Below are 16,989 nucleotides of genomic sequence, written 5' to 3'. Positions count from 1 at the left end.
GCGCGCGCGGCGCGGCTATCGGCAGGCGCGGGATGACCACGGCAGGAGAGTGACGGCGTGACAGGCAATGCGGCATCGGACCACGCAGCCGGCCCCCGGCGGGCGCTGGACGGGGTGAAAGTGCTGGACCTCTCGCGCGTGCTGGCCGGACCGTGGGCGACGCAGATCCTGGCCGATTTCGGCGCGGACGTCATCAAGGTCGAACTGCCGGGCAAGGGCGACGATACGCGCGGCTGGGGGCCGCCGTTCCTGAAGCTGCCCGATGGCTCCGACGATCCGCAGGAAAGCGCCTATTACCTGTGCTGCAACCGCAACAAGCGTTCGGTCGCGATCGACCTGGCCAATCCGGACGGGGCGGCGCTGATCCGGCGGCTGGCGGCACAGGCGGACATCGTGGTGGAGAACTTCAAGGTCGGCGGGCTGAAGAAGTACGGGCTGGACTACGAAACGCTGCGCGCGATCAACCCGCGCCTCGTCTATTGCTCGATCACCGGGTTCGGCCAGACCGGGCCCTATGCCAGCCGCCCCGGCTATGACGTGCTGGCGCAGGGCATGGGCGGGTTCATGGCAATCACCGGCGAGGAAGGCGGCGGGCCGCTGAAGGCCGGGGTGGCGATGGCCGACCTTTCGACCGGGAACATGGCCACCATCTCGATCCTGATGGCGCTGCGCCATGCCGAGCGGACGGGCGAGGGGCAGCAGATCGACATCTCGCTGCTCGACACGCAGATCGCGATGCTGGCCAACCAGGGTTCGACTCACCTCGTCGATGGCAGCGAGCCGCGCCGGATGGGCAACCGCCACCCCACCGTGGTCCCCTATACCACGTTCGATTGCGCCGACGGGACGGCGCTGATCGCGATTGGCAACGACAGCCAGTTCCGCGCGTTCTGCCTCGAGATGGGGCGGCAGGACCTGGCCGATGATCCGCGCTTCGTGCTGGCGCGCGACCGCGTGCGCAACCGCGAGGTGCTGGAACAGGCCATCCGCGACATGGTGCGCCCGCTGCGCCGCGACGATCTGCTGGAACGGCTGGCGCGGGCCAATGTGCCCGCCGGGCCGGTCAACACCGTGCCGCAGGTCTTCGCCGACCCGTTCATTGCCGCGCGGCAAGTGGTCCACCGCTTCGTGCGCGAGGACGGGGTGGAGGTGCCGACCGTGGCGTTCCCCGGCAAGCTGGGCGCGACTCCGGCAGACTATCGCCACATCCCGCCGCGCGTGGGAGAGCACAGCCGCGTGGTGCTGGGTGACTGGCTGGCGCTGGATGCGGCGGAACTGGCCGCATTGGAGGCCTCCGGGGCCGTTTGCCAGCGCCCGGAATGATCCGGATTGGCCCGTTTGTGGCCGTTTGTGCAATTAGCGCTTGAAAGGCGCGGTTAACTGTGATTCTTAAAGCCATGCGGGGTGGAAACAGCAATCCGAAACTGGTTGGAAAAAGCCTGACTCAGGGGTTGGCACTGGCGTGCCTGCTGCTGATGGGCGGGCTGGCGATTGCCGGTCCCAGCGGCCTGCTCGCGTGGAGCGAGAACAACCGCCTGCTGGCAGAGCGGCAGAAGGAACTCGCCCAGCTGCAGGTTGAGCGTCAGGAACTGCGCAACCGCGTGGCGCTGCTCGATCCCAAGCAGGTCGATCCCGACATCGCTGGTGAATTGCTGCGCAGCAATCTGAACGTCGTGCACCCGGACGAAGTGGTGATGCTGCTCGATTGAGCGGCAACAATTGTTCAGCAAATCGATCACAAAATACGTATGGGACGGTTTCCCTTACGGCAGCTTGGCCCTATAGGCTCGGTCCACCGGACCACTCCCCAGGGGACCTGACTTTGGCAAAGCCTGTTTCAAGCCGCCCGAAATCCTCCAAGGCCGCACCCGCGAAGGCCGCCGCTGGCGAAGAAAACTTCGCCCTGCGCAGCCTGCAGGACGCGCATGAGGCGAACAAGCGTTACGCTGCCAGCGATGATGAATTGCTGCACTTCTACGAACAGATGGTGTTGATTCGCCGGTTCGAGGAACGCGCGGGCCAGCTTTACGGCCTGGGTCTGATCGGGGGCTTCTGCCACCTTTATATCGGCCAGGAAGCCGTGGCCGTGGGCCTGCAGTCGGCGCTCGCGCCGGGCAAGGACAGCGTGATCACCGGCTATCGCGATCACGGCCACATGCTGGCCTATGGCATCGATCCCAAGGTGATCATGGCCGAACTGACCGGCCGCGCCGCGGGGATCTCGCGCGGCAAGGGCGGGTCGATGCACATGTTCAGCACCGAGCACAAGTTCTACGGCGGCCACGGCATCGTCGGCGCGCAGGTGCCGCTCGGCGCGGGGCTGGCCTTTGCCCACAAGTACAACGACGATGGCGGCGTCTGCATGGCCTACTTCGGCGATGGCGCGGCCAACCAGGGCCAGGTCTACGAGGCGTTCAACATGGCCTCGCTGTGGAACCTGCCGATCGTGTTCGTGGTCGAAAACAACGGCTATGCGATGGGCACCGCGGTCAAGCGCGGCAGCGCCGAAACGCACTTCTATCGCCGGGGCACCGCGTTCCGCATTCCGGGCATGAGCGTGAACGGCATGGACGTGCTGGAAGTGCGCCAGGCCGCCAACATCGCGCTGGAATACGTGCGCGGCGGCAATGGGCCGGTGCTGATGGAACTGCAGACTTATCGCTATCGCGGGCATTCCATGTCCGACCCTGCCAAGTATCGCAGCCGCGAGGAAGTGCAGGAAATGCGCGACAATCACGATCCGATCGAAGGCGCCAAGGCCGAGCTGCTGGCGCGCGGCGTGGCCGAGGAGCGGATCAAGGAAATCGACAAGCGGATCCGCGCCGTGGTGGCCGAATCCGCCGACTTTGCAGAAAATTCGCCGGAGCCTGATATGTCCGATCTCTACACCGACGTTCTGGTGGAGAGCTACTGATGGCCATCGAACTCAAGATGCCCGCGCTGTCCCCCACCATGGAAGAGGGGACGCTGGCCAAGTGGCTGGTCAAGGTCGGCGACGAAGTGAAGTCGGGTGACATCCTGGCCGAGATCGAGACCGACAAGGCGACGATGGAATTCGAAGCCGTCGATGAAGGCGTGATCGGCGAAATCCTGGTGCCGGAAGGCACCGAAGGGGTGAAGGTCGGCACGGTCATCGCGGTGATCGGGGCGGATGGCGCCCCGGCTCAGGCGGCGCCCGCCGCCGCTCCTGTCGCCGCCGCCCCCGCGCCGGTTGCGGCCGAACGTCCGGCCCCCGCGCGGCGCAAGGACGATCCCGCCATTCCGGCCGGCACCAACATGAAGACCTCGACCGTCCGTGAAGCCCTGCGCGACGCGATGGCCGAGGAAATGCGCCGCGATCCGCGCGTCTTCGTGATGGGCGAGGAAGTGGCCGAGTACCAGGGGGCCTACAAGGTCACGCAGGGGCTGCTGGAGGAATTCGGGCCGAAGCGCGTGATCGACACGCCGATCACCGAATACGGCTTTGCCGGCATCGGCACCGGCGCGGCGATGGGCGGGCTGCGTCCGGTCGTGGAATTCATGACCTTCAACTTCGCCATGCAGGCGATTGACCACATCATCAATTCGGCGGCCAAGACCAACTACATGTCGGGCGGCCAGATGCGCTGTCCGGTGGTGTTCCGCGGCCCCAATGGCGCGGCCAGCCGCGTCGGCGCGCAGCACAGCCAGAACTATGGCCCGTGGTATGCCAACGTCCCCGGCCTGGTGGTGATCGCGCCTTATGACGCGTCGGACGCCAAGGGCCTGCTCAAGGCGGCGATCCGCTGCGAGGACCCGGTCGTGTTCCTCGAAAACGAGCTGGTCTACGGCCGCAGCTTCGAGCTGCCGGAACTGGATGACCACGTCCTGCCGATCGGCAAGGCGCGGATCATGCGCGAAGGCAGCGACGTGACCATCGTCAGCTACTCCATCGGCGTCGGGCTGGCGCTGGAAGCGGCAGAAACGCTCGCCGCCGAAGGGATCGATGCCGAAGTGCTCGACCTGCGCACGCTGCGCCCGCTGGACCGCGAAGCGGTGCTGACCTCGCTGGCCAAGACCAACCGGCTGGTGGTGGCGGAAGAAGGCTGGCCGCAGTGCTCGATTTCCTCGGAAATCATGGCGATCTGCATGGAAGATGGGTTCGACCACCTCGACGCCCCGGTGCTGCGCGTGTGCGACGAGGATGTGCCGCTGCCCTATGCCGCGAACCTGGAAAAGGCCGCGATCATCGATGCTTCGCGCATCGCCGCCGCCGTGCGCAAGGTCTGCTATCGCTGAGAATAAGGGGCTGAAGATCTGGGGGAGGGGCTGGCACCGCGCGCGGTGTCAGCTCATCTTCCCGGTCGATGACAGCACCGCCTGCCCGCGGAACGTGTCGCAGGTCTGGACCTGATCAGGTGAATCGGGGTCGCGCTGGTAGATCCGCGTCAGGTCGCGCTTGTCGCGCACGGTGAAAGATCCGATCGCCCGGATTTCCCGGTTGCCGACAAAGCGGCCTGAAATCAGCGGCTGATAACTGTAGATCAGCTCCACGAAAATCACTGCGTCACCCGGCTGGGCGAAGACTTCGTTCCCTTCCGGCCCCATCCCGGTCATCGAGCCGTCCAGCCCGTCGCCCTCGTCGCCAAAGCTGGACCCGGCCTCCATCACGCCCCGGCAGCGCTGCCATTTGATGAACTGGTAGCCGGTGTCGTCGTCGACCTGGAGGCTGGAGATGATCACGCGGCCATTGCCGTAGATGTCCATGCTGGCCGCCTGCAACTGCGCGCCATACAGCACGTCGTTGATGTCGGATTCATAGATCTTGCGGTTCTGGAGCGTGGACGTGTCCCCCACGCGCGAGGCGTTGTCGGCCAGCTGGATCGCCAGCTGCGACATCTTCATGTTGACCAGCGCATAGTTGGCGCTTTCGGCACCCCACAGGCCCGCCATCAGCAGGAACGGCGCGCCCAGGGCGAACTCGGTCATGGCAACGCCAGACGTGTCGCGCAGACGGCGCAGAAGGCGGCGCAGGCTCATTCGGTACAGTTCCCGGTCGGCGGGTTGGGATTGACCGCCTGCGCGTCATAGGGCTGGTTGCGCAGCACCGTGCTGGTGCTCAGCGAATAGGTTTCGGTCTGCCCCGGCAGGAAGGCGAAAATCGGGAACAGGCGCGGGTAATCGATGGACACGCTGTAGAGCACCGCGTCGCGCGCACCGCCCAGGCCATTGGTGCCGGCACTGGCATCCCAGGTGCCGTTGTCGTTCGCGTCCTCGAAGGCTTCACCGTTGTTGCAGGTGCCATCGTTGTCGGCATCGTCCCAGTCTTCGGGGCGGTTGACGTCGGAGAACCCGGCATAGGCCTTGCGGGAGAAGGTCATGTTCGCCCCCGGCGCCACGGCCCGGACTGCGGCAACAACCCCGCTGTCGATCTGCTCTTGCCGCCCGGCCGCGCCCTCGACCGTGCTCATCCGCGCGGCTTGCTGGACCGCACCGTTCAGCATCTCGTTGGTGTACATGTTGTAGGCCAGATCGAACAAACCCATCAGCACGACCATCAGCGCAGGCGTGATCAGCGCGAATTCCACGATGGTCGCGCCGGTCTGGTCCTGTCCGAGGCGCTTCAGCGCCGTGGTCATGCGGTGACGAATCACTTCGAAATCCTCAAATCGCCCAGAGATTCGGCGATTTTGCTGAAGACTTCGCTAAGCTCCGCCGCATTTGCCGCTTCGAACGAGCGGCCGGGGCCGGCGCATTCGGTCATGATCGGGTTGAGCGAGGTGCCAAAGCCGATCACCCAGACGGTAATGTTCTTCTTCTTCACTTCCTTGCACGCGGCGGCAAAGCGGCGTTCGACCACGCCGGTCAGGCTCAGCCCCAGCTTGGGCGCGGCGGGATCCCAGCGACGCCGGTCGAGCGGTTCGACGCCATAGGCCCCATACGTCACGTCCAGCGCCTGGGTCTCTCCGTCGGTCAGGAAGATCATGTGGCGCGCGGTCGGCTTGCCCGGCTCGTCCACGTTGTCTCCCGCGAAGATGCCGCTGCCCGACAGCAGCCGCCCGCCCCAGATCATCCCGATGTCGTGATAGGTGGAACCGCCGACGCCGAGGTTGTCGACATAGGATGCAACCGTCGCGGCATCGAGTTCGGCCAGCTTGCGCGCCGGTGTCGGGCAGGCGGCATGGCCGGCCCAGGACGGGTTGAGGTAATTGGAATACTGCTCCACCGGGTCCGGGCTGAACGCTCCGGTTCCGTCCCACCAGATCGCGCGGGCCCAGACAAGATCGGGATATTGCGGCCGCCACTGGGTGGCGGGCTGTCCGGGCACGGGCACCAGATCGATATCCAGATCGAGCGCGCGCGTCAGGTCGATGTTGTCGTAGTCGTCGATTTCGTAGGTGTCGCGTTCCTCGATGCAGCCGTTCGGCCAGACCTGGTAGGAGGTGGGCACGCCGTCCCAGTTGGGCTTTTCGGTGCCGGCCTCAAGCGGGGCGGCATGGACCAGCTCGTCGCCGGTGGCGCCCTTTACGCCCGAAACGTCATGCGTGATCGGCCGGTATTCGTAGGTGTATTCCTTGACCGTCTTGTCGTAGGCGTAAGTCCAGGTCACCTTCTGGACAAGGTTGTTGTAGGTGATGCCGTTGACGATGAAATTGCCATCGCTGTTGTTGCACCAGTAATTCGTCCCGGTTTCCGTCGTGTAATAGTAATAGGTGTGCGGCGATGTGCTGACCGTGGTCGTGTCACTGTAGCTGACGGAATAGGTGCTGGCCGGACAAGTGGATGAGGTGTAGGTCGGAATGGACGAGGTGTCGCCGCTCTGCCGCTCATAGTTGACGTAGTAGAACGAATAGGTGGCGTCCGGCAGCGGTTTGGGACGGCGGGATTGATAAGTCCAGCTGTCCACCACCCAGTCCGATTTCAGCAATCCGCCGACGTTCACGTTGCTGGCATAGGGCAGGAAGCCATAGCGGATGCGGGTGCCGGTCGCCTTGCTCGATTCCATCTGCGCGTGGAACGATTTCACCGTGTCGCGCAGCACGTCGATCCGCGGCTGGCTGTCGCCGGGGTTCACTTCCAGCATCGATCCGGTCGTATCCAGCACGAACATGATGTCGGTGTTGGAAAAGTTCAGCTTGGCCTGGCATTCGACCGCCAGCATCACGTTGGCATAGCCGAACAGGTTCATGATCGTGGTCGGCACATCGACACGGGCCGTGCCGCTGATCGAATTGTCCGGCTCCAGGGTCAGCGCGAACGCCCGGTTGCGCGTGCCATAGGAACCATCGCCAAAGTTGACGTTGAAGAACCGCTGGCCCGTTTCCGCCACCGCAGTGGGCATTTCACCGCCGACCACGATGTCTGAGCCGAGCTTCTTGCGTGCGGCCAGCACCCCGGCATCACAGGCCTGCTGCAGCCGCGACTGCGCCAGATAGGACCGCCCCATATCCACGCCGCCGCCAACGAGGGCGAGCAGGGGTACGACCCCGGCGGCGATCAGCGCCAGCGTGTTGCCGCTGGTATCACGGGCCAACCGGCGCAGCACGCCGTGCTGGACTGGTGGGGAGTGGGTATGACGGCTGCGATCCATCAGTTACGCCCATCTTGCGGAAGTATCAGTGTATTTCCTAGGGGCGGGGTCTGACGATATGGCGAACGGGTATGGTTAACAAAATCGATAACGGCCCGAATTTACGCGGAAATCCGCTTAACTCGCGACGTAGATTTCGCGCGTGACCGTAATCGAGGGTGAACCGACGCCGATGAAGTCGAGGAAGTTCATTGGCACATAGGTCAGTTCAAGCCGCATCAGCGTAGTGCCGGCGATGGTCGATGCCGGGGTGGTGACGTTCGCCGTCAGGTTGTTGAACTGCAGGCCGTAAGGCGGCGCCACCGCGATGGCCCGCGCCTGGTCCTCGATCTGCTCCGTGGAGACCCGGTTGCTCTTCTGGTATTCGACGAACGTGTAACGGGCCGTGTCGGTCGCTACCGCGCGCAAGGCGTTATAGCTGAACATCTGCAGGCCCATCTGCATCACCCCGAACAGCAGCGCGAAGATCACAGGCGAGAGGAGCGCGAATTCCACCAGCACGCCGCCGGTCCGGTCCGTGCGCAAGCGGCGCAGCAGGGCAGGGGCGGGCATCATGAGATCTGGATCGTCCGCGTGAAGTTGTAGTCGAGGTCGCTGCCGATCCCGAACTTCGTCCAGGTCGGGGTATAGGTTTCGGTCAGCGTGACCTGCACGTAAGTCGCCACGGTATCGTCGCTGGTGCATTCGTTGGCGGCAGCGACCAAGGTGTCTGACACCCCGCAACGGAACCGCTTGACCACGGTGACCGATCCGCTGTTCGACAGGTCCAGCGAACTTTCCAGCACGGCCTCGATCTTATTCACATTGGTGCCGGGGCCGGTCGCGACCGCGAGAATGATCCCTTCGACATCGGAGGCGCCGCCCTGCAGATCGTGCTGGCGCGCGATCATCCGGCTCATGTCGTAGCTGCCCAGCGCGAGCAGTGCGAGCACCGGGGCAATGATCGCGGTTTCGACCACGGCCGCGCCGCGTTCATCCCCGGCCAGCCGCACCAGCGCGCGATGGAGTTTGCGCCGGATCGTCATCACACCACCAGCTTGACTGACGCGGCGGAAGAACCGGCGCTGTTGGTCTGGGCCGTGGGGCAGCGGGTATCCAGCGCGGCGTTGCCCAGCACGTTGATCTTCCAGGCCGAGATCTGCAGGCACGAGCTGTCGATGCTGGCCGTACCGTTGATCCGCGCTGTGCCCTTGGGCAGGTAAATGGTGCCCTCGAACAGCGAATTGGAGTTGCCGTTGATGATGTGGTTCTGGGTCGGGTTGCTGGCGCGATCCTCGAAGATCAGCATGTTGGCATAGCGGTTGGCGAGGGTTGCGGAATAGCCCAGCGCGGTGAAGTCCGACGCCTGCATCGGGGTCAGCGTCAGCACGTTGCCCGCGCCGCTGCCGCCAAGTTTCAGCGTGGCGCCGTTCTTCAGCACGAACATCACATTGGTCCCGGTGACGGCATAGTTGCCGGTCAGGTCCAGCGTGCCGCCGTTGATGACGTAGATGCCCTTGGCCATCGTGGTTTTGCACTTGACCGTAAAGTCGGAATAGGTCCCCGGCAGCGGGGTCGCCAGCGCCTTGTTGCCGTTGCCGTTGCACTTGTAGGAGCGCGCCGTGGTGTTGGTCGGCGGGGTCAGGTCCGCGAACGTGTCCTCCAGCCCCTGGACTTTTTCGGTCAGGACGGATTCGTTGGCGGCGGGCACGGTTGCCGTGCCGCATGTCGCGATGCTGTCGGTCGTGACGCTGGCCGAGCCGTCGATCACGATCGCATCGTCCGAGCAGGAGAGCGCCGCGAGGCCGCACTGCGCCACCACGTTGGCGTTGCCGCCGACGCTGAAGGTCGTGCCATCGTCACCCACCGCGATCAGGCAGGCGTTGAAGTTCTGCCCGGCGGTGAAGCTGGCCTGCGAATAGGCGCTGACCGTCACGGCCCGGTTCATCAGGAAGCTGGAGAACGGCAGCGAACGCGTCGCGCTGGCGGTAACGGCGATGCTGTTGCCGTTGCCGTTGCCATAGTCGGCCAATTCGAATTCCGGATCGGTCGCGAAATCGCGGGTCAGCGCCAGGTTGGCGCGAAAGTTCTGTTCGCCGCGCAGTTCATAGGTCGATGCCGGCGCGTCCTCGCTCAGCGACCACGCGGCGGCGAGGGCGGCCTGGTCGGTCGCCATCTGCAGTTCCTGTTTCCAGGCATACCACTGCGAAAAATCGATCGCGGCCCCGGCGGTGCCGATCAGCGCGGGCAGGCCAGCGGCCAGCAACAAGGTTGCGTTGCCGCTCCTGTCGCCGCGCAGGCGGTGCATCTGACGTCGAATCGAGCCGAGCATGGTGCCCCCGAAAAAGTTCATCAACGCGCAGGTCATACGCCGGCGTGGTATCCGCTCCTTCAAGCAACAAGGTAAACACCGCGTTAGCGCGCAGCGGTTTTCCAAGCGTTCCAGCGCTTTGCATTGGGCGGTCCGGGGTGTAGCGTCAGCCCCGCAAACATGCCCGATTCAGCCCTTCTTGATGCGATCCCGGTCGAACAGCGGTTGGCGCTGGCCTATGCCCGGCCTGCGGACAAACCCTTAATGCTGGGCATTTTTCTGCTCGACACCCGGCTGGCGGCAACCGTGCGCGGCGGGCGGGAGCCGGTGCTGGCCCAGATCAAGCTGGCATGGTGGCGCGAACAGCTGGCTAAACCGGCCGGGGATCGACCGGCGGGGGAACCGCTGCTGGCGATGCTGGCTCCGCTGGCGGATGAGGGCGCGGCGCTGGGCCGGCTGGTTGACGGGTGGGAGCAATTGCTGGGCGATTCGCCGCTGCCCCCTTCGGCGCTGGAGGAATTCGCCGCCGGGCGCGGCGCGGCGTTCGGGGCGCTGGCCCGCGCGCTGGGTCTGCCGGAAGCGGCAGCGGCGGCGCAGCGGGCTGGGCGCGGCTGGGCGGCAGCGGACCTCGCGGTCAAGCTGGGGCAGGCGCAGGAGCGCGCCGCCGCACTCGATCTGGCTGCAGCGCATGACTGGGGCCGCATGGCCTTGCCCCGGCGGCTGCGCCCATTGCAGGTTTTGCATGGACTGGCCCGGCGCAGGCGCGGGCAGGGGCCGTTGCTGGACGGTCCAGGCGCGCTGCTGGCGGCAACGCGGATCGGGCTGCTGGGATTGTAGGAGAGGGGTGAGGCTGGATGAACCGCGTGATCCTGGGGGCGGTCTCCGCGCTGCTGATGGTCGCTGCCGGACTGTTCTGGTGGCAAGGTCAGGCCGCGACCGAAGCGGCCGCTCCGCCGCCGCCCACCGTGGCCGAAGTGGACCCGCGCCCGGCGTTCGATGATATTCCGGACGAGGACGGCGAGGGCCTGATCGGCCCGGCCCTGCCCGAAGTGGACGAGGATACGCGCGAGGAAAAACGTTTCAACCGGCTCGACCGCAACCGCGACAACCTGATCAGCCGCAACGAGGCGCTGATGCCGCGCGTCGCGGCGTTCCGCAAACTCGATGCGGATGGCAACAACCTGCTCAGTTTCGAGGAATGGGCCGTCGCCACCTCGAACCGGTTCAAGGGCGCGGATGCCAACGGGGATGCCCAGCTGACCCGGCAGGAATTCGTCAAGACCCGGCCCAAGGAGCCGAAGAAACCGGCCTGTCGGTGTTAGGGATCCGGGGTGACGGGTGTGCAGGAGGCGTCAGTGGGCAAGCTCACACCGCCGCTTTCAGCCACTCCGCCATGTCCTGCTTGGCCCGCGCGGTATAGGCTTCCTTGCGCTGCTTCTTCTTCACTTCGGCCGGGGGCGGGGGGAACAGGCCGAAGTTGATGTTCATCGGCTGATAGCTCTCCGCCTCGGCATCGCCGGTGATGTGGGAAAGCAGCGCGCCCAGCGCGGTGGTGCGCGGCGGAGCGGTCCAGTCACGGCCGGTCGCCTCGGCCGCGGTCATCAGGCCCGCCATCAGCCCGACGGCGGCGCTTTCAACATAGCCTTCGCAGCCCGTCACCTGCCCGGCAAAGCGGATGTGTGGCGCCGTTTTCAGGCGCAGCTGGCGGTCGAGCAGTTCGGGCGAGTTCAGGAACGTGTTGCGGTGCAGGCCCCCCAGCCGCGCGAACTCGGCGTTTTCCAGCCCCGGAATGGTGCGGAACAGGCGGACCTGTTCGGCGTGCTTCAGCTTGGTCTGGAAACCGACCATGTTCCAGATCGTCCCAAGCTTGTTGTCCTGCCGCAACTGGACCACGGCATAGGGCCAGCGGCCGTTGGGAAATTCGGGCGTGGCCTCGTGCGGGTTGTCCAGCCCGACCGGCTTCATCGGCCCGAACCGCAGCGTATCGACGCCGCGTTCGGCCATCACCTCGATCGGCATGCAGCCTTCAAAATAGGGGGTGTTGGCTTCCCATTCGCGGAATTCGGTCTTTTCCCCCGCAAGCAAGCCGGCGTGAAACGCGAGATACTGCTCCTTGGTCATCGGGCAGTTGATGTAGTCCTTCGTTTCGCCCTTGTCCCACCGGCTGGCCATCCAGCAGACGTCCATGTTGATGGTGTCGCGGTAGACGATGGGGGCAATGGCATCGAAGAACGCCAGGCTGTCCGCGCCGGTCGCCTGTCCGATGCTGTCAGCCAGCGCGGCGGCGGTCAGCGGCCCGGTGGCGACGATGGTGAGGCCTGCGGCGGGCAGGGTGTCGATCCGCTCGCGCACGATCTCCAGCGTCGGTTGCGCGGCGAGGGCGGCCTCGACTTCGGCGGAGAACACGTCGCGATCCACCGCCAGCGCCGATCCGGCGGGCACTTCGGCCTTGGCCGCCGCCGCCATCACCAGCGAATCGAGCTGGCGCATTTCGTGGTGGAGCAGGCCAACGGCGTTCTTTTCGTGGTCGTCGGAGCGGAAGCTGTTGGAGCAGACCAGTTCGGCCAGCCCCGTCGTCTGGTGCGCGGGGCTCATGTCGCCGCTGCCGCGCATTTCCGACAGGCGCACTTTCAGCCCGCGTTTCGCCAGCTGCCATGCTGCTTCGCTGCCGGCCAGACCGCCGCCGATGATGTGAATGTCATATGCCATGCGCCGCCACTAACGCTTGCGCGGCGGAATTTCCAACGCCAAGCATGGGGGCAGGGGATTTGAGGGGGAATTGACCATGCCGCACCGCGCCTTGATCGAGCAGCGCCCGTGGCTGCTGGCCAGTCTGGCCGCCGGGATAAGCTTCTGGTTCGTGAAGGATACGGACCTGCCGGGGCTGTTCCAGATGGCGTGGAAGGGGGCGGGGGTGGCCCTGCTGGCGGTCTATGCGCTGGCGCGGCACGGCGGGGCGGAGGCGCGGACCATCGCGGCGGTCATGGCCTTGGGCGCGCTGGGCGATGTGCTGATCGAGATCAGGCTGGAAGCGGGCGCGATTGCCTTCCTGATCGGGCACCTCATCGCGATCCGGCTCTATTGGCAGCACCGCCGCGCCAGCACCAGTTTCAGCCAGAAGGCGGCGGCGCTGGCGTTCCTGGTCCTGATCCCGCTCATCAGCTTCCTGCTCCCGGCCGACCGCGCGGCGGCACCGGGCATCGCGCTCTATGCCAGCGGGCTGGGGGCGATGACGGCGGCGGCGTGGACCAGCAGCTTCCCGCGCTACCGGGTGGGGCTGGGCGCGGTGATGTTCGCGGTGTCGGACCTGCTGATCTTTGCCGACCTTGGCCCGCTGGCGGACAGTGCGCTGCCGGGGTTGCTGATCTGGCCGCTCTACTACTTCGGCCAGTTCCTGATCTGCACCGGGGTAATTGGCGAGCTCAGGAGCCGCTCCACGCCGCAATAGTGGTGCGGTGCAGTTCGCGCCGGTGGCCTTCGTAGCCGCCGGTCGCGCGGTGCAGGACCGAACGGTTGTCCCACATCACCAGCATGTCCGGCTCCCAGCGGTGACGATAGACGAACCGGTCATCGCCCTGCCAGGCCTGCAATTCCATCAGCAGCGCGATGGCGGCATCCTGTGCCAGCCCCTCGATCCCGATGATGTAGCCTAGCGTGGAATAGAACCCGAGCCGCCCGGTCTCCGGGTGCGCGGGGACGAGCGGATGGGTCTGCGTTGCCAGCGCGGCCTCGCTGGGGCGGATGTCCATGCTGCGGCCCTTGTCCCGCGCGCCATACGTGCCATCGGGAGCATAAGGCAGGCGAGCTGAATGAATGGCGACGAGATCGGCGTAGCGCGCCTGTTGGTCCGGGCCGAGCGCTTCCCACGCCCTGTGCTGGTTGGCGAACAGCGTATCCCCGCCGACCGGCGGAATATCGACTGCCATCAGGCAGGTGCCAGCGGGCGGACGGGCCTGAAAGCTCCAGTCCGCATGCCAGTTTTCGGCAAACAGCGGGGTCGTCTCGTCCGCCTCGCGCCGGATCGCCGCGATGTGCCGGCGGCCGGGAATCGGGGCAAAGAACGGATCGTCCCCGAACCCACCGAAGGCGAGCGTGAAGCGTTCCAGATCGTCATCGCCGATGCGCTGGTCGGGAAAGGCCAGCACGTGATGCTCCAGCCAGGCCGCGCGGAGTTCCGCGACGGTGGCCGGGTCCAGCGGACGGGACAGGTCGACCCCGGTCACGCGCGCACCGCACGCCTGACCGGAAGGTTCGACCCGCAGCGCCATCAGTCGGCGTTACCTTCCGGCGTGGTCGGGCCTTCCGCCGCGGGCGTTTCGGCAGCGGCCTCATCGCCCGCATCCTCATCGCCTTCGCTCTCGGCGAGGCGCACGGCGCTGACCACGTGTTCCTCGTCCGCGACGTTGAACAGGCGAACGCCCGCGCTGCCGCGACCGATGACGCGCAGCGAGGCCAGCGGCAGGCGGATCAGCTTGGCCTGATCGGTCACCAGCATCAGCTGGTCGGCCTGCACCGCCGGGAAGCTCGCCACCACCGGGCCGTTGCGGGCGATGTTGTCGATGTTGGTGATGCCCTGTCCGCCGCGACCGGTGCGGCGATATTCATAGGCCGAGGACAGCTTGCCATAGCCGTTGGCGCAGACGGTCAGAATGAACTGCTCGCGCTCCTGCAGCTCGATGAAGCGTTCGGCGGAGAGCGAATGCTCGCCCTCGCGGTCCGGCTTCCACGGCGCGAACTTGACGTATTCCTCGCGCTCCTCGCTGGTCGTGCCAACGCGGTGGAGGATCGACAGGCTGATCACCTCGTCATCGCCCTTCAGCGTCATGCCGCGCACGCCGGTGGAGGTGCGGCTGGTGAATTCGCGCACTTCGTCGGCGGCAAAGCGGATCGCCTTGCCCGCGCGGGTGGCGAGCAGGACGTCGTCGCTGGCTTCGAGCAGGGCGACGCCGATCAGGCGATCGTCGCTGTCCTCGTCAAACCGCATCGCGAACTTGCCGTTGCTGGGGATGTTGGCGAAGGCATCCATGTTGTTGCGGCGGACGTTGCCCTTGGCCGTGGCGAACACGACCGACAGCTTGCCCCATTCGGCTTCGTCCTCGGGAAGGGGCAGGACGGTCTGGATCGTCTCGTCCTTGTCCAGTGCGGGCAGCAGGTTGACGATCGGACGCCCGCGCGTGGCCGGGCCGCCTTCGGGCAGCTTCCACACCTTCAGGCGATAGACCTTGCCCGCGGTGGAGAAGAACAGCACCGGGTTGTGGGTGGAGGTGACGAACATCGTCGTCACCACGTCCTCGTCCTTGGTCGCCATGCCCGCGCGGCCCTTGCCGCCCCGGTTCTGGGCGCGGAAGGTGGAAAGCGGGGTGCGCTTGATATAGCCGTCCATCGTCACGGTGACGACCATCTCGTCGCGTTCGATCAGGTCTTCATCGTCGATCCCGTCGGCGGCGGCGGTGATCTGCGAGACGCGCGGCGTGGCATAGGCCTCGCGGATGGCGACCAGTTCCTCGCGCATCACGGCATAGAGCTTCACCCGGTCGGCCAGGATCGCAAGGTATTCGGCGATGGCGGCGGCGAGAATCTTCAGCTCGTCCCCGATCTCGTCGCGGCCCAGCGCGGTCAGGCGGTGCAGGCGCAGGTCGAGGATCGCCTTTACCTGCGCTTCGGACAGGCGATAGGTGCCGCCTTCCTGATCCGCGCTCGGCTCGATCGCTTCGACCAGCTTGATGTACTGCGCGATTTCGCCGATCGGCCATTCGCGCGCCAGCAGCGCGGCGCGGGCCGAGGCCGGATTGGGCGCGGCACGGATGATCCGCACCACTTCATCGAGGTTGGTCACCGCGATGACCAGACCCAGCAAGATATGCGCCCGGTCGCGCGCCTTGTTCAGCTCGAACTTGGTGCGGCGGGTAATCACTTCCTCGCGGAAAGTGATGAACGCCGCGATGATGTCGCGCAGCGCCAGCGTCTCGGGACGGCCGCCCCGGATCGCCAGCATGTTGGCGGGGAAGTTCGATTGCGCGGGCGTGTTGCGCCACAGCTGGTTGAGCACGACTTCGGGCGTCGCATCGCGCTTGAGGTCCAGCACCACGCGCACGCCCAGCCGGCTGGATTCGTCGCGGATGTCGGAAATCCCTTCGATCCGCTTGTCCTTGGCGGCTTCGGCGATCTTCTCGACCAGGTTCGATTTGCCGACCTGGTAGGGGATGCTGGTCAGCACGATCGAGCGGCGGTCGCCCCGGCCTTCCTCGATCTCGTGCTTGCAGCGCATGATGATCGAACCGCGCCCGGTGAGATAGGCCGAGCGCGCGCCCGCCGTGCCCAGGATCAGCGGGGCAGTGGGGAAATCCGGCCCCGGAATGAACTGGATCAGCTCTTCCGAGGTGATGGCCGGGTTTTCCATGTAGGCCAGGCAGCCGTCGATCACTTCGCCCAGGTTGTGTGGCGGAATGTTGGTGGCCATGCCGACCGCGATCCCGCCCGCGCCGTTGACCAGCAAGTTGGGGAAGCGCGCCGGCAGCACCGTCGGCTCCTTGCGGGAACCGTCGTAGTTGTCGGTAAAGTCGACCGTGTCCTTGTCGAGATCGTCGAGCAGCGAGTTGGCGACGCGCGCCAGCCGCGCTTCGGTATAGCGCATCGAGGCCGGCGGATCGGGGTCCATCGAGCCGAAGTTGCCCTGGCCGTCGATCAGCGGCAGGCGCATCGACCAGTCCTGCGTCATGCGCGCCAGCGCGTCATAGATCGCGCTGTCGCCGTGCGGGTGATAGTTGCCCATCACGTCGCCGACGATCTTGGCCGACTTGCGATAGGGCCGCCCGGCGACCATGCCGCCTTCCTGGCTGGCGAACAGGATGCGGCGATGCACCGGCTTCAACCCGTCGCGCACATCGGGCAGCGCGCGGCTGACGATCACGCTCATCGCGTAATCGAGATAGCTGGTCTTCATCTCGTCGACGATGTCGACGCGCTGGAATTCGCCCAGGGGACCAGTGGATTCGGGGATTTGGGTGTCGTCGCTCACGCGGGTTTATCGCTGTTGTTGGCGGGAATGTCGGGTATCGTTCCGCCCTAGGCCAAAGCGGCGGGGATAGCCACCACAACCCCGCCGCACGGCCCTTTTTTCCACACTTGCGGCCCGATTTCTGAACGAATG

At 65.8% G+C, this 16,989-nt stretch carries 16 protein-coding genes; 7 read left to right on the top strand and 9 right to left on the bottom strand.

Translation table 11 applies throughout. The annotated features are described in order from the left end of the window. The first annotated feature begins 57 nt into the window (after positions 1 to 57). The 4 genes from IE113_RS08060 to IE113_RS08045 all read left to right on the top strand — a co-directional run bounded on the left by IE113_RS08060 (position 58) and on the right by IE113_RS08045 (position 4,257). A complete protein-coding gene (locus IE113_RS08060; RefSeq protein WP_189540254.1) occupies positions 58 to 1,323 on the top strand; it encodes a CaiB/BaiF CoA transferase family protein in 1,266 nt (421 codons plus the stop codon). A gap of 74 nt (positions 1,324 to 1,397) precedes the next feature. After that, positions 1,398 to 1,709, top strand: a complete 312-nt coding sequence (locus tag IE113_RS08055; RefSeq protein ID WP_189540252.1) for an FtsB family cell division protein — start codon at positions 1,398 to 1,400, stop codon at positions 1,707 to 1,709. 113 nt (positions 1,710 to 1,822) lie between these two features. After that, positions 1,823 to 2,914 carry a pyruvate dehydrogenase (acetyl-transferring) E1 component subunit alpha gene (gene pdhA / locus IE113_RS08050; protein ID WP_229822207.1) on the top strand — a complete coding sequence of 364 codons (1,092 nt, stop codon included), beginning with the start codon at positions 1,823 to 1,825 and terminating at the stop codon, positions 2,912 to 2,914. Next, positions 2,914 to 4,257: a pyruvate dehydrogenase complex E1 component subunit beta gene (locus tag IE113_RS08045; protein WP_189540250.1), complete on the top strand. Its 1,344-nt coding sequence runs from the start codon at positions 2,914 to 2,916 to the stop codon at positions 4,255 to 4,257. The genes pdhA and IE113_RS08045 overlap by 1 nt, the downstream gene beginning before the upstream one ends. 48 nt (positions 4,258 to 4,305) lie before the next feature. Here IE113_RS08045 and IE113_RS08040 read toward each other — a convergent pair whose 3' ends face one another. The 6 genes from IE113_RS08040 to IE113_RS08015 form a co-directional block, all read right to left on the bottom strand. After that, the gene (locus IE113_RS08040; protein ID WP_189540248.1) at positions 4,306 to 4,998 is read right to left on the bottom strand and encodes a TadE/TadG family type IV pilus assembly protein; all 693 of its coding nucleotides are present in this window, start codon (positions 4,996 to 4,998) and stop codon (positions 4,306 to 4,308) included. Then, complete coding sequence (locus tag IE113_RS08035) at positions 4,995 to 5,612, bottom strand: TadE/TadG family type IV pilus assembly protein (protein WP_189540246.1); 618 nt, start codon at positions 5,610 to 5,612, stop codon at positions 4,995 to 4,997. Before IE113_RS08035 ends, IE113_RS08040 begins: the two co-directional genes overlap by 4 nt. Continuing rightward, positions 5,609 to 7,549 carry a Tad domain-containing protein gene (locus tag IE113_RS08030; RefSeq protein ID WP_189540243.1) on the bottom strand — a complete coding sequence of 647 codons (1,941 nt, stop codon included), beginning with the start codon at positions 7,547 to 7,549 and terminating at the stop codon, positions 5,609 to 5,611. The genes IE113_RS08035 and IE113_RS08030 overlap by 4 nt, the downstream gene beginning before the upstream one ends. A gap of 117 nt (positions 7,550 to 7,666) precedes the next feature. Then, complete coding sequence (locus tag IE113_RS08025) at positions 7,667 to 8,101, bottom strand: TadE/TadG family type IV pilus assembly protein (protein ID WP_189540241.1); 435 nt, start codon at positions 8,099 to 8,101, stop codon at positions 7,667 to 7,669. Further along, the gene (locus IE113_RS08020) at positions 8,101 to 8,574 is read right to left on the bottom strand and encodes a TadE/TadG family type IV pilus assembly protein (RefSeq protein WP_189540239.1); all 474 of its coding nucleotides are present in this window, start codon (positions 8,572 to 8,574) and stop codon (positions 8,101 to 8,103) included. Before IE113_RS08020 ends, IE113_RS08025 begins: the two co-directional genes overlap by 1 nt. Beyond that, complete coding sequence (locus IE113_RS08015; RefSeq protein ID WP_229822205.1) at positions 8,574 to 9,836, bottom strand: pilus assembly protein TadG-related protein; 1,263 nt, start codon at positions 9,834 to 9,836, stop codon at positions 8,574 to 8,576. Before IE113_RS08015 ends, IE113_RS08020 begins: the two co-directional genes overlap by 1 nt. Before the next feature lie 183 nt (positions 9,837 to 10,019). Here IE113_RS08015 and IE113_RS08010 point away from each other — a divergent pair, with 183 nt between their 5' ends. Continuing rightward, on the top strand, positions 10,020 to 10,676 hold the full coding sequence (locus IE113_RS08010; protein ID WP_189540237.1) for a hypothetical protein: 657 nt from the start codon (positions 10,020 to 10,022) through the stop codon (positions 10,674 to 10,676). Positions 10,677 to 10,693: 17 nt separating this feature from the next. Continuing rightward, positions 10,694 to 11,161 (top strand): EF-hand domain-containing protein, encoded by a 468-nt coding sequence (locus tag IE113_RS08005; protein WP_189540235.1) that lies wholly within the window; start codon positions 10,694 to 10,696, stop codon positions 11,159 to 11,161. A gap of 43 nt (positions 11,162 to 11,204) precedes the next feature. Here IE113_RS08005 and trmFO read toward each other — a convergent pair whose 3' ends face one another. Then, complete coding sequence (gene trmFO / locus IE113_RS08000) at positions 11,205 to 12,548, bottom strand: methylenetetrahydrofolate--tRNA-(uracil(54)-C(5))-methyltransferase (FADH(2)-oxidizing) TrmFO (RefSeq protein ID WP_189540233.1); 1,344 nt, start codon at positions 12,546 to 12,548, stop codon at positions 11,205 to 11,207. 76 nt (positions 12,549 to 12,624) lie between these two features. Here trmFO and IE113_RS07995 point away from each other — a divergent pair, with 76 nt between their 5' ends. After that, entirely contained in the window at positions 12,625 to 13,287 is a 663-nt protein-coding gene (locus IE113_RS07995) for a lysoplasmalogenase family protein (RefSeq protein WP_189540231.1), read from the top strand. Here the strand turns inward: IE113_RS07995 and IE113_RS07990 are convergent. Both IE113_RS07990 and gyrA read right to left on the bottom strand, forming a co-directional pair. Continuing rightward, positions 13,262 to 14,107: a TauD/TfdA dioxygenase family protein gene (locus tag IE113_RS07990; RefSeq protein WP_189540228.1), complete on the bottom strand. Its 846-nt coding sequence runs from the start codon at positions 14,105 to 14,107 to the stop codon at positions 13,262 to 13,264. The genes IE113_RS07995 and IE113_RS07990 overlap by 26 nt on opposite strands. Beyond that, positions 14,107 to 16,857, bottom strand: coding sequence for a DNA gyrase subunit A (gene gyrA / locus IE113_RS07985; protein ID WP_189540226.1), 2,751 nt, complete (start codon positions 16,855 to 16,857; stop codon positions 14,107 to 14,109). Before gyrA ends, IE113_RS07990 begins: the two co-directional genes overlap by 1 nt. Positions 16,858 to 16,989 lie beyond the last annotated feature (132 nt).

The sequence above is a fragment of the Novosphingobium arvoryzae genome (genome assembly GCF_014652615.1).
GTDB lineage: Bacteria > Pseudomonadota > Alphaproteobacteria > Sphingomonadales > Sphingomonadaceae > Novosphingobium > Novosphingobium arvoryzae.
Note: the sequence above shows the minus strand (reverse complement) of the source record. Positions and strands in the feature narration are given on the sequence as shown.